Annotated in this window: 12 protein-coding genes and 1 pseudogene; 8 read left to right on the plus strand and 5 right to left on the minus strand. The window is 70.2% G+C overall.

Features of this window, described 5'->3' with window-relative positions:
• Positions 1 to 51: 51 nt before the first annotated feature.
• A complete protein-coding gene (locus tag ACFY15_RS06145; protein ID WP_390686201.1) occupies positions 52 to 720 on the minus strand; it encodes a DUF5324 family protein in 669 nt (222 codons plus the stop codon).
• A 175-nt stretch (positions 721 to 895) separates the two neighbouring features.
• Between ACFY15_RS06145 and ACFY15_RS06150 the strand changes: the two genes are divergently transcribed.
• Together ACFY15_RS06150 and ACFY15_RS06155 are read left to right on the plus strand one after the other, a co-directional pair.
• Positions 896 to 1435 carry a peptidylprolyl isomerase gene (locus tag ACFY15_RS06150; RefSeq protein ID WP_390686382.1) on the plus strand — a complete coding sequence of 180 codons (540 nt, stop codon included), beginning with the start codon at positions 896 to 898 and terminating at the stop codon, positions 1433 to 1435.
• Between the two features lie 124 nt (positions 1436 to 1559).
• Positions 1560 to 2435: a rhomboid family intramembrane serine protease gene (locus tag ACFY15_RS06155; protein ID WP_390686202.1), complete on the plus strand. Its 876-nt coding sequence runs from the start codon at positions 1560 to 1562 to the stop codon at positions 2433 to 2435.
• 117 nt (positions 2436 to 2552) lie between these two features.
• Here ACFY15_RS06155 and crgA read toward each other — a convergent pair whose 3' ends face one another.
• A complete protein-coding gene (crgA, locus tag ACFY15_RS06160) occupies positions 2553 to 2807 on the minus strand; it encodes a cell division protein CrgA (protein WP_366454121.1) in 255 nt (84 codons plus the stop codon).
• A 142-nt stretch (positions 2808 to 2949) separates the two neighbouring features.
• Here crgA and ACFY15_RS06165 point away from each other — a divergent pair, with 142 nt between their 5' ends.
• The 6 genes and pseudogenes from ACFY15_RS06165 to ACFY15_RS06190 all read left to right on the plus strand — a co-directional run bounded on the left by ACFY15_RS06165 (position 2950) and on the right by ACFY15_RS06190 (position 6884).
• Entirely contained in the window at positions 2950 to 3675 is a 726-nt protein-coding gene (locus ACFY15_RS06165; protein WP_390686383.1) for a DUF881 domain-containing protein, read from the plus strand.
• Positions 3644 to 4402 carry a class E sortase gene (locus ACFY15_RS06170; protein ID WP_390686203.1) on the plus strand — a complete coding sequence of 253 codons (759 nt, stop codon included), beginning with the start codon at positions 3644 to 3646 and terminating at the stop codon, positions 4400 to 4402. Before ACFY15_RS06165 ends, ACFY15_RS06170 begins: the two co-directional genes overlap by 32 nt.
• Positions 4403 to 4493: 91 nt before the next feature.
• Positions 4494 to 4670 carry a hypothetical protein gene (locus ACFY15_RS06175; RefSeq protein WP_030011120.1) on the plus strand — a complete coding sequence of 59 codons (177 nt, stop codon included), beginning with the start codon at positions 4494 to 4496 and terminating at the stop codon, positions 4668 to 4670.
• A complete protein-coding gene (locus tag ACFY15_RS06180; protein WP_390686204.1) occupies positions 4667 to 5305 on the plus strand; it encodes an aminodeoxychorismate/anthranilate synthase component II in 639 nt (212 codons plus the stop codon). Before ACFY15_RS06175 ends, ACFY15_RS06180 begins: the two co-directional genes overlap by 4 nt.
• A pseudogene (locus ACFY15_RS06185) lies at positions 5254 to 6126 on the plus strand (class E sortase); the annotation flags it as partial. The gene ACFY15_RS06180 and the pseudogene ACFY15_RS06185, both read left to right, overlap by 52 nt.
• A gap of 23 nt (positions 6127 to 6149) precedes the next feature.
• Positions 6150 to 6884: a class E sortase gene (locus ACFY15_RS06190; RefSeq protein ID WP_390686205.1), complete on the plus strand. Its 735-nt coding sequence runs from the start codon at positions 6150 to 6152 to the stop codon at positions 6882 to 6884.
• A gap of 83 nt (positions 6885 to 6967) precedes the next feature.
• Here the strand turns inward: ACFY15_RS06190 and pknB are convergent, their stop codons facing one another.
• The 3 genes from pknB to ACFY15_RS06205 all read right to left on the minus strand — a co-directional run bounded on the left by pknB (position 6968) and on the right by ACFY15_RS06205 (position 12048).
• Positions 6968 to 9007, minus strand: coding sequence for a Stk1 family PASTA domain-containing Ser/Thr kinase (pknB, locus tag ACFY15_RS06195; protein ID WP_390686206.1), 2040 nt, complete (start codon positions 9005 to 9007; stop codon positions 6968 to 6970).
• Positions 9008 to 9163: 156 nt separating this feature from the next.
• Complete coding sequence (locus ACFY15_RS06200; protein WP_390686207.1) at positions 9164 to 10627, minus strand: peptidoglycan D,D-transpeptidase FtsI family protein; 1464 nt, start codon at positions 10625 to 10627, stop codon at positions 9164 to 9166.
• Positions 10624 to 12048: an FtsW/RodA/SpoVE family cell cycle protein gene (locus ACFY15_RS06205; protein ID WP_390686208.1), complete on the minus strand. Its 1425-nt coding sequence runs from the start codon at positions 12046 to 12048 to the stop codon at positions 10624 to 10626. Before ACFY15_RS06205 ends, ACFY15_RS06200 begins: the two co-directional genes overlap by 4 nt.
• Positions 12049 to 12053 lie beyond the last annotated feature (5 nt).

Here is a 12053-nt window from a genome sequence, read left to right on the forward strand (position 1 = left end):
GGGGCCCGGATCCACCAGGATCCGGGCCCCCGCCGTCATGCGCGGGTCCGCTCAGGGCGACCCGTTCTCCTTCTCCTTGGCGGCCTGCGCCTCGTCGAAGGCCGCGGCGTCCTGCGCCGACGGCTCGGTGGCGGCCGGGGGCTCCACGAGCCAGTCCGGGTTGGACTGCTGGTCCCACCACCGCCAGGCCGCGTAGGCCGCGCCGGCGAGCACGGCGGCCAGTGCGACGCCCTTGAACAGCCGCCCGCACTTCGCCCGCCGCTCGTGGCGTCGTACCAGCTGCCGCACCTCCTCGGCCGTGACCTGCCCGCGCAGCGCGGCCAGCGCCGCCATCGAGCGGTTCGAGGCCTCCTCGGCCACCGGCCGGCCCGCGGCGATGGCGCTCTCCAGGCGCGGTGCCGTGTACTCGACGGCGTGCCGGCACGCCTGCCGCGTCTGGTGGACGGCCTTCGTGGCGGCCCGGTCCACGTGCGGCGGGAGATGCGTGCGCGCCGCGGTCATCCGTGGGTACAGATGGGTGTCGTAGGCGGCGCGGGCCTGTTGGGACGCCTGGTTGGCGGCGTGGGAGACCTTGGGGGCCAGCCGTGCGTTCGCCTCTTGGGCGTAGTGGACGGCCGCGTCCCGGGCGGTCTCCGCATAGGGGGCCACCGCCTCCGCCGCGTGCCTCACGGCGTCCCTGGCGTTCTCGGCGGCCAGGCTCACGCTGTCCTTGCGGGTCACGGGATCCTCCTCCTCGGTGGCGGACACAGTTCACCTTTCCACCCTTTGTCGGATCATGCCTGCCACAGCGCCGTGCGGCATGCGTGACAGGGCATCCGGGTGGGGGAATTTCCTCCGGGTACTCCCCTCCGTGGGAGGATCGGGACCGACAGTGATGACTATGGAAGGCAGATCCGTGGCCGAGAAGCTCTACGCCACCCTGAAGACCAACCACGGCGACATCGAGATCGAGCTGCTGGAGAACTTCGCGCCGAAGACCGTCCGGAACTTCGTGGAGCTCGCCACGGGCGCCCGCGAGTGGACCCGTCCCACGGACGGCCAGAAGACCACGTCCCCGCTCTACGACGGCACCGTCTTCCACCGCGTCATCAGCGGCTTCATGATCCAGGGCGGCGACCCGCTGGGCAACGGCACCGGCGGCCCCGGCTACCGGTTCGCCGACGAGTTCCACCCCGACCTGGCCTTCACCAAGCCCTACCTGCTCGCCATGGCCAACGCCGGCCCGGGCACCAACGGCTCGCAGTTCTTCATCACCGTGGCGCCCACCGCCTGGCTGACCCGCAAGCACACCATCTTCGGCGAGGTCACCGACAAGGACAGCCAGAAGGTCGTGGACGCCATCGCGTCCGGCCCGACCAACCCGCGCACCGAGCGGCCGCTGGACGACGTGATCATCCAGTCCGTGTCCGTCGAGCGCCGCGGGGCCGGGCACTGACGGCTCCGCCGTCCGCCAGTTCCCGGGGCGCCCCGGGAACCAACGGGACCCGCCCGTCCGTACTGCATGTGTACGGATCCGCGGGGACGCGCACGGCCCGCCCCGCCGCCGACCGAGGGGACCGATGGACACCGACCGTCTGCCGGGCTGCTACCGCCACCCGGACCGCGACACCGGCATCAGCTGCACCCGCTGTGACCGGCCCATCTGCCCGGAGTGCATGATCAGCGCCTCGGTCGGCTACCAGTGCCCCGAGTGCGTCCGGGGCGGTTCCGGCACCGGGCACGCCCCGGCGGCCAACGCTCCGCGCACGGTCACGGGCGGGCTGGTCGCCGCCGACCCCCAGCTGATCACCAAGATCCTCATCGGGGTCAACGTGGCGGTGTTCCTCGCCGTGTACGCCGTACCGGGCCTGGCCGTCCAGCTGGAGCTGCTGGGCCGGTACGTGGAGTACTACGGGGCGCCCGTCGAGGGCGTCTCGACCGGGCAGTACCACCGGCTGCTGACCTCGATGTTCCTGCATGTCGAGTGGTGGCACATCTTCGGCAACATGGTCGCCTTGTGGGTGATCGGCGGCCCGCTGGAGGCGGCCCTGGGCCGCTCCCGCTACCTGGCCCTCTACCTGCTGTCGGGCCTGGGCGGCAGCGCCCTGGTCTACCTGCTGACCGCGCCCAACACCCCGACGCTCGGCGCCTCCGGCGCCATCTGCGGGCTGCTGGGCGCCACCGTCGTCCTCGCCCGCCGGCTGCGGTACGAGATGCGGCCGGTGCTGGTCACCCTCGGGCTGATGCTGCTGGTGACCTTCGTGCCCCTGGGGGGCGCCTGGTCGGTGTCCTGGCAGGCGCACATCGGCGGCCTGGTGACGGGCGCGCTGGTCGCGCTGGGCATGCTCGCCCCCGCCACGGGCAGGAGGCGCACACTGGTTCAGGGAGGCACCTGTGTGGTGGTCCTCCTGCTGACAGCGGCCCTGATCATGGTGCGCACGGCCGCGCTCACCTGATCACACCGGCGTCAACTCTCCACAGAGTTATCCACAGATCTTCTGTCTTTTCCTCAGGTGTGGATGACGCTGTGGATAACTCCTGGGGAGAGGTTGCGCCGCTCGGCTATCCGTGTACTACTTCCACTGGGTGGAGACGCCGAATCCGGCAGCGATGAATCCGAAACCGACCACGATGTTCCAGTTGCCCAGAGCCTCGATCGGCAGCTGGGTGTCGGTCACGTAGAAGACGACGATCCACGCGAGACCGATCAGGAAGAAGGCCAGCATGACCGGGGCGACCCAGCCGCGGCTCCCCAGCCTGATCTGCTGCGCCTGCTTCGCCGGCGGAGGCGTGTAGTCGTCCTTCTTGCGGATACGTGACTTCGGCACGAGGGGCTCTCCTGTCGATGCGCTGGGGACCTTGCCTGCCCCGGGCGTCCGTTAGCGTAGTGGACCTGTGGCGTTGAAGGAGAAGGGTACGTTGAGCGATTCCGGCGACTCCTCCGCGGGTCCCCGCCGCCGGGCCAGGGCGATGGGGCTGCTGACGGCCGCCGTGTTCGCCCTGGCGGGCCTCATCTTCGTCACCAGCTTCAACACGTCCAAGGGTACGAACATCCGCACGGACGCCTCCCTGCTCAAGCTCTCCGACCTGATCCACGAGCGCAGCTCCAACAACGCCGAGCTGGAGAAGACCGCCGCCGCCGTCCGCACACAGGTCGACGCCCTCGCCGACCGCGACAACGGCAGCACCAAGGCCGAGGACGCCAAGCTCGCCGCCCTGCGCAAGGCCTCCGGCACCGAGGAGCTGACCGGCAAGGGCCTCAGCGTCACCCTCAACGACGCCCCGCCCAACGCCACCGCCCGCGTCCCGGGCGTGCCCGAGCCCCAGCCCAACGACCTCGTGATCCACCAGCAGGACCTCCAGGCCGTGGTGAACGCGCTGTGGCAGGGCGGCGCCGAGGGCATCGAGGTCATGGGCCAGCGGCTGATCGCCACCAGCGCCGTCCGCTGCGTCGGCAACACCCTGATCCTCCAGGGCCGGGTGTACTCGCCCCCGTACAAGGTGTCGGCGGTCGGCGACCCGGGCGCGTTGCGCAAGGCCCTCAATGCCTCCCCCGCCATCCAGAACTACCAGCTGTACGTCAACGCGTACGGGCTCGGCTGGAAAGTGGACGAGGACAAGAGGCTGACACTTCCCGGCTACTCCGGCACAGTGGACCTCCACTATGCGAAGCCGCTGGAGTCCGCCTCGCCCTGACGCCGTACTGCGCCTCGCCGTACGGACGTTGAGCGAGCTGTGCCTGACGGCCGGGACGCTGATCGTGCTGTTCGTCGCGTACGTGCTGCTGTGGACCGGGGTCAAGGCCGACCAGGCCATGGACGGCGAACGGGCCCGGCTGCGCGACCGCTGGGCGGCGGCGGCCCCCGCCCCCGCGCCCCAGCAGGCCTCCCCCGCCCAGCCGGCCTCCCCCGGCCCGTCGGCCCCCGCGGCCCCGTCCGATCCGCCCCCGCCGCAGCCCTACCCCGCCGGACAGGCCTTCGCCGAGATGTACGTCCCCCGCTTCGGCGCGGACTGGAGCAAGCCGGTCCTGGAGGGCACGGACACCGACCTGCTCAAGAAGGGCCTCGGCCACTACGCCGGCACCGCCCGCCCCGGCGGGGAGGGCAACTTCGCCGTCGCAGGCCACCGGCGCACCTACGGCGACCCCTTCAAGGACCTGGACGAGCTGCGCCCCGGCGACACCGTGATCGTCCGCGACGCCGTGAACCGCTACACCTACACCGTCCGCGCCGACCCGCTGCGCACTCTGCCCACCGAGACCGGAGTGGTCGAGCCCGTCCCGCGCCGCTCGCCCTTCGCCACTCCCGGCAGGTACCTGACCCTCACCACCTGCGACCCCGAATGGGGCCACAGCCACCGCCTGATCGTCTGGGCGGAGCTCACCGGAACCCGTCCCGCCGATCGCGGGGGATTGTCCGGGTGACCCCCGCCGCGGGGGCCCCGGCCCGTAGTCTGGTGCGGTACCGCCCCCGCGGTGCGTGAGTGAATCGTGGACGACGAAGGAAACGGACGGAATGTACGGCTGGATCTGGCGGCATCTGCCGGGCAACGCGTGGGTGCGGGCGCTGATCTCTCTCGTACTGGTCCTCGCGGTGGTGTTCGTACTGTTCCAGTACGTCTTCCCCTGGGCCGAGCCGCTCCTTCCCTTCAACGATGTGACGGTGGACGAGGGATCGGGAGCGACTCCGTGAGCGCGCGCATTCTGGTTGTCGACAACTACGACAGCTTTGTCTTCAATCTGGTCCAGTACCTCTACCAGCTCGGCGCCGAATGCGAGGTGCTGCGCAACGACGAGGTCGAGCTCGCCCACGCCCAGGACGGCTTCGACGGCGTCCTCCTCTCCCCCGGTCCGGGCACGCCCGAGGAGGCCGGCGTCTGCGTCGACATGGTCCGGCACTGCGCCGACACCGGAGTCCCCGTCTTCGGCGTCTGCCTCGGCATGCAGTCCATGGCCGTCGCCTACGGCGGTGTCGTGGACCGCGCCCCCGAGCTGCTGCACGGAAAGACCTCCCCCGTGGTCCACGAGGGGCTGGGCGTCTTCTCCGGACTCCCCTCGCCGTTCACGGCGACCCGCTACCACTCCCTCGCCGCGGAGCCGCAGACCCTGCCCGACGTGCTGGAGGTCACCGCGCGCACCGAGGACGGGATCATCATGGGCCTGCGGCACCGGGAACACGACGTGGAGGGCGTCCAGTTCCACCCCGAGTCGGTGCTGACCGAGTGGGGCCACCGGATGCTCGCCAACTGGCTCGTGCGCTGCGGTGACGCCGGCGCCCTCGCACGGTCGGAAGGCCTGGCCCCGGTGGTGGGCAAGGCCGTCGCGTGACGACGGTCGCGCCGTCCGCGCCCAGCGAGGGCCGGGCCGCGCGGCGCAGGGCAGCGCAGGAGGCCGCGAAGCGCTCGCACGCGCGGGCCCGCAGACGGGGCGGGCGGGGCCGCAGGCGCGCCCGCCCGCGCTCCGGGGGGCCCGTGGTGGTGCTCAGCCGGGCCGTCGGCGAACTGTTCATCACCCTCGGCGTGGTGATGCTGCTGTTCGTCGCCTACCAGCTCTGGTACACGAACCTGCTGGCGGAGCGGGAGGCGAACGGGGCCGCCGGCTCGCTGCGGCAGAACTGGGAGAACCCCCCGGCGGCCGCCGCGCCGCCCGTGGCGGCCTTCGAACCCGGGCAGGGCTTCGCGATCCTCCACATCCCCAGACTGGACCTGAAGGTGCCGGTGGCCGAGGGCGTCAGCAAGGCGAAGGTGCTCGACAAGGGGATGGTCGGCCACTACGGCGAGGGCGCGCTGAAGACGGCGATGCCCGCCGACAAGCAGGGCAACTTCGCGGTCGCCGGACACCGCAACACCCACGGCGAACCGTTCCGGTACATCAATCAGCTGGTGCCGGGCGACCCGATCGTGGTCGAGACCCGCGACGCCTACTACACGTACCGGATGACCTCGTCCCTGCCGCAGACCTCCCCGGCGAACGTGTCCGTCATCAAGCCGGTGCCGGAGGGCTCCGGATTCACCGGCCCCGGCCGGTACATCACGCTGACGACCTGCACCCCGGAGTTCACGAGCACCTACCGGATGATCGTATGGGGCAGGATGGTCGACGAACGCCCGCGCAGCCAGGGTGCTCCGCCCGCGCTGAACAGCCGCTGAACAGCCTGTAAGGACGATCCGCAGTGTCTCGTGCCCGCCGCCGCTCCGCACCGCCGCCCGCCGACCGCAGTGTGGTCGCCGGGGCCCTGAGCCTGCTGGGGGAGCTCCTGATCACGGTGGGGCTGGTCCTGGGCCTGTTCGTGGCGTACTCGCTGTGGTGGACCAACGTGCTCGCCGACCGGCAGGCCTCGGCCCGGGGCGACCAGATCCGCCGGCAGTGGCAGCAGGCTCCCGGCCCCGCCGCGGGCTCGGCCGCGCAGCCGGGGGCCCTCGACACCCAGGGCGGGGTCGGCTTCCTGCATGTGCCGTCGATGAGGAACGGCGAGGTGCTGGTCAAGACCGGCACCTCCCCGGACGTCCTCAACGACGGCGTGGCCGGCTACTACACGGACCCGGTGAAGGCGGCGCTGCCCTGGGAGGCCGAGGGCAACTTCGCGCTGGCCGCGCACCGCGACGGGCACGGGGCGAAGTTCCACAACATCGACAAGGTGAAGAAGGGCGACGCGGTCGTCTTCGAGACCAAAGACACCTGGTACGTGTACAAGGTCTTCGCCGAGCTCGCCCAGACGTCGAAGTACAACACGGACGTGATCAACCCGGTCCCGAAGGAGTCGGGCAAGACCGCCCCCGGCCGCTACATCACGCTGACGACCTGCACCCCGGTCTACACCTCGAAGTACCGCTACATCGTCTGGGGCGAGCTGGTGCGCACGGAGAAGGTGGACGCGAACCGCACCCCGCCGGCCGAGCTGCGCTGATCGCGCGCCGCATGCGGAACAGGCCCGGCCCCCACGAGGGGCCGGGCCTGTTTCACGTGAAACCGGGCGGTGTCGCCGGCCGGCTACCGTCGGCCGCCGGTCAGGCCGCCGAAGAAGCCTCCGCCGCCCTGCCCGCCGTCCTGCGGCTGGCTCGGGTTCGCCATGGTGCGGACGTTGACGACTGTGCCGCCCGGGACCGGGGTACCGGCGGCCGGGTCGGAGGCCACCACGATGGCGTTGTCGTCGGTCGGACCGCCCAGGACGGCCCCGAAGCTCAGGTTGGCCTGCTTGAGGACGTTCTTGGCCTGGGCCACGGTCTGCCCGGTCAGCACCGGAACGGCGGCCGGCTGCGAGGACGCCTTGGTGATGCTGACGTTGACCGGGGTGTCCTTGGGGAGCTGCTGGCCGGGCGCGTACTGCTGCGCCACGATCGTCTTCGGCGCGGCTCCGGGCTGATCGACCTCGGTGGTGCTGCCGAGCTTGAGCTTGGCGTCCTGGAGGGCCTTCACCGCGGCCTCCTTGGTCATGCCGGTGAGGTCCGGGACGATGCCCTTCGCGACCTCCTTGGCGACCTGGAGGGTGACCACCGACCCCTGCTCGGCCTGGGTGCCTGCCTTGGGGTTCTGGTCCAGGACGGTGCCGGGGTTGGCGCCGTCGGACTCGACGAGCTTCTTCTCGACCTGGAAGTTGCTCTTCTTCAGCAGGGCCTCGGCGTCCTCGAACTTCAGCCGCGCGACGTCGGGGACCGCCGCCTTGGGCGCTCCCGAGGAGACCTTGACCTTGACCGACGAGCCCTTGTCGACCTTGGTGCCCTCGGCCGGGTTCTGCGAGCAGACGTTGCCCTTGGGCTGGTCCGCGCAGGGCTCCTCGGCCTCCTTCTCCACCGTGAGGCCCATGTTCTTGGCGCTGCCCTGCGCCGACTCGAAGGTCTGGCCGACGAGCTTGGGGACGGCGGGGCGGTTGTCCGCGGTGTTGAAGAGGGACTTGCCGATCAGGATCGCGCCGACCAGGACGAGCACACCGGCGACGGCCAGCAGGACCGTCGAGGCGCGGCTCTTCTTCTGCTGGCGCCGGCCGTGACCCTGGTCGTAGCCGCCGTGCCCCTGGTCCTGGTACCCGTATCCGCCGTCGCCCCCGGGGGGCATCGGCGGCATCATCGAGGTCTGGCCCGAGTCCGGGGAGCGCAGGGCGGTGGTGGGCTGGTCGTAGCCCTGGTGCCCGTAGCCGCCCTGGTCGGGGTAGCCGTAGCCGGCGCCGCCCATGGTCGCGGTCGCGGCGACGGGCTGGCCCTCCAGGCAGGCCTCGATGTCCGCGCGCATCTCGTCGGCGGACTGGTAGCGGTAGTCGGGGTCCTTGACCAGGGCCTTGAGGACGATGGCGTCCATCACGGGCGTGATCTCGGGGTCGAAGTTCGACGGCGGCTGCGGCTCTTCCCGTACGTGCTGGTAGGCGACCGCCACGGGGGAGTCGCCGACGAACGGGGGTCGCACGCAGAGCAGCTCGTAGAGCAGGCAGCCCGCGGAGTAGAGGTCGGAGCGCGCGTCGACCTGCTCGCCCTTGGCCTGCTCCGGGGAGAGGTACTGGGCGGTGCCGATCACGGCGGCGGTCTGCGTCATGGTCATCCCGGAGTCGCCCATGGCGCGGGCGATGCCGAAGTCCATGACCTTGACCTGGCCGGTCCGGGTGAGCATGACATTGGCGGGCTTGATGTCGCGGTGCACGATGCCGGCGCGGTGCGAGTACTCCAGCGCCTGGAGGATGCCGATGCACATCTCCAGGGTCCGCTCGGGCAGCAGCTTGCGGCCGGAGTGCAGCAGCTCGCGCAGGGTGGAGCCGTCGACGTACTCCATCACGATGTACGGGATGGAGATGTTGTCGACGTAGTCCTCGCCGGTGTCGTAGACAGCGACGATGGCCGGGTGGTTGAGGGACGCGGCCGACTGGGCCTCGCGGCGGAACCGGGCCTGGAAGGACGGGTCACGGGCGAGGTCGGCGCGCAGGGTCTTGACGGCGACGGTACGGCCGAGCCGGGTGTCGTGCCCGAGGTAGACCTCGGCCATGCCACCGCGGCCGAGCACGTGGCTCAGCTCGTACCGGCCGCCGAGGCGACGCGGCTCTTCCATAACGTTCCAGCCCTCTCCGTCAGTCCCGACCGCACCTGTGTGTGGTCCGGCGGTGTGCTGTCCGCGGCAAGGCTACCGGCCGATCGTCGGTGATCGGTTCGTGACCACAGGCTGATATCGGACCGGTACCGAGCGCTCGGATCCTGTCTGCGGGACTCATCCCTTGTTCTTCAGCACGGCTTCCATGACGGCCTTGGCGACCGGCGCGGCCAGGCCGCCGCCGGTGATGTCCTCGCGGTCCTTGACGTCGCTGTCCTCGATGACGACGGCGACGGCCACGGGGGAGGAGCCGTCGGGCAGCTCCGCGTAGGAGATGAACCAGGCGTAGGGGCGCTTGGCGTTCTTCTCGCCGTGCTGGGCCGTACCGGTCTTGCCGCCGACCTTGACGTTCTTGATCTTGGCCGAGGTGCCCGTGCCGTTCTCGACGACGTTCACCATCATCTGCTGGACCTTCTGCGCGTTCGCCGCGCTGAGGGGCCGGCTCATCTCCTGCGGCTCGTGCTTCTCGATCGTGTCGAGGTTGGGCGCGGTGAGCTGCTCGACCATGTACGGCTTCATCAGCTTGCCGTCGTTGGCGATGGCCGCGGTGACCATGGCCATCTGCAGCGGGGTGGCCGCCGTGTTGAACTGGCCGATCGAGCTCAGCGCGTTGCCGTCCTTGCCCATCGTCTTGTCGTAGACGCTGGCGAAGGCGCGGACCGGGGTGTCGATGGTGCTGTTGAAGCCGAACTTCTGGGCGGTCTCGACCATGCCGTCGCGGCCGACCTTGTCGCCGATGTGTGCGAAGACCGAGTTGCAGGAGACCTTGAGCGCGTCGTTCAGGCTCGCCTTCTCGCAGCCGCTGGCGTGGTTGACCATCGGGGTCCGCGTGCCCGGCAGGATGTACGGCTCGGGGGTGTCGGTCGGGGCGTTGATGTCGCTGACCACCCCGTGCTCCAGCGCGGCCGCGGCGGTGACCACCTTGAAGGTGGAGCCGGGCGGGTAGGTCTCGCGCAGGGCGCGGTTGACCAGGTTCTTGTCGGCACTGTCGTTCAGCGTCCGCCAGGCCTTCTCGTCGTTCTTCGAGTTGCCCGCGAAGGTCGACGGGTCGTACGAGGGCGTGCTGGCCAGGGCCAGGATGGCGCCGGTGCGCGGGTCGATGGCGGCGACCGCGCCCTTCTTGTCGCCGAGCTGCTGGAAGGCGGCCTTCTGGGCGTCGGCGTTCAGGGTGGTGATGACGTTGCCGCCCTGCTTCTTCTCACCGGTGAACATGCCGATCGTCCGGTCGAAGAACAGCCGGTCGTCGTTGCCGGTGAGGATGCCGTCGTCGATCTTCTCCAGCTGGGTGGAGCCGAAGGCCTGCGAGGCGTAGCCGGTGACCGGCGCCCACAGCGGGCCGTCGATGTAGGTCCGCTTGAACTTGAAGTCGCTGCCGTCGGTGACCGCGGACCCGGTGATCGGCTGGCCGCCGACGATGATGTTGCCGCGCTCCGTGGCGTACTGGGCGATCTGGACCCGGCGGTTCTCCTTGCGGGTGCTGAGGTCCTCGGCCTGGACGTACTGCAGCCAGTTGGTTCGGATCAGCAGGGCGAGGACGAGGAGCCCGCAGAACAGCGAGATGCGGCGCAGGGGCTTGTTCATGACGGGCGGACCACCTGGGTCATCTCGGAGTCGGGGGACGGAGCGGGGGCCGGGGCGGGTCGGCGTGCGGTGTCGCTGATCCGGATGAGGATGGCGATGAGCACCCAGTTCGCCAGGACGGAAGAACCGCCGGAGGCGAGGAAGGGCATGGTCATGCCGGTGAGGGGGATGAGGCCCATGACTCCGCCGGCGACGACGAAGATCTGGAGGGAGAAGGCGCCGGAGAGTCCGATGGCGAAGAGCTTGCCGAAGGGGTCGCGGGCGGCGAGGGCGGTGCGCACGCCCCGCTCGATGATCAGGCCGTAGAGCAGGAGGAAGGCCATGACGCCGGTCAGGCCGAGCTCCTCGCCGACGGTCGAGAAGATGAAGTCGGAGTTGGCGGCGAAGCCGATGAGGTCCGAGTTGCCCTGGCCCCAGCCGGTGCCGAGGACGCCGCCGGAGCCGAAGCTCATGATCGACTGGCCGACCTGCTCACAGGCGCCCGAGGTGGTGTAGCAGGCGAAGGGGTCGAGCCAGGCGGTGACGCGGACCTTGACGTGGCTGGCGGTCATGCCGACGACCGTGGCGCCGCCGACCGACATGAGCAGGCCGATGACGATCCAGCTGGTCCGCTCGGTGGCCACGTACAGCATGATCACGAACATGCCGAAGAACAGCAGCGAGGTGCCGAGGTCGTTCTCGAAGACGAGGACGAGCAGGCTCATCGCCCAGATCATCAGGATCGGGCCGAGGTCGCGGCCGCGCGGCAGGTAGAGGCCCATGAAGCGGCGGCTGGCCAGGGCCAGGGCGTCGCGCTTCACCATCAGGTAGCCGGCGAAGAAGATCGCGATGACGATCTTGGCGAACTCGCCGGGCTGGATGGAGAACCCGCCGACGCTGATCCAGATCTTCGCGCCGAAGACGTCCGCGCCCAGACCCGGGACGACGGGCAGGATCAGCAGGACGAGGGCGCCGGCCATCGAGATGTACGTGAACCGCTGGAGCACGCGGTGGTCCTTGAGGACCAGCAGCACGACGGAGAACAGGGCAATGGCGAGCCCCGTGTACATCATCTGCCGCGGCGCGGACTCCGAGAAGGTGCCGAAGCTGCGCTTGGCGAGGGTCCGCAGCCGCTCGGACTGGTCGAGCCGCCAGATCAGGACGACGCCGAGCCCGTTGAGCAGCGTCGCGATCGGCAGCAGCAGCGGGTCGGCGTACTTGGCGTAGCGGCGTACGACGAGGTGCGCGATGCCGGAGAGCACGGCGAAGCCGAGCCCGTAGACCAGCATGCCCGGGGGCAGCTCGCCGTGGATCGACAGGCCCACGTTGGCGTAGGCGAAGATCGGGATGACCACGGCGAAGGCGAGCAGCAGGAGCTCGGTGTTCCGCCGGCTCGGCGCCTCGATGGCGCCGATGGTGGTCGTGTTGGTGACAACGCTCATGGTGT

Source organism: Streptomyces sp. NPDC001373, assembly GCF_042895815.1.
Classification (GTDB): domain Bacteria; phylum Actinomycetota; class Actinomycetes; order Streptomycetales; family Streptomycetaceae; genus Streptomyces.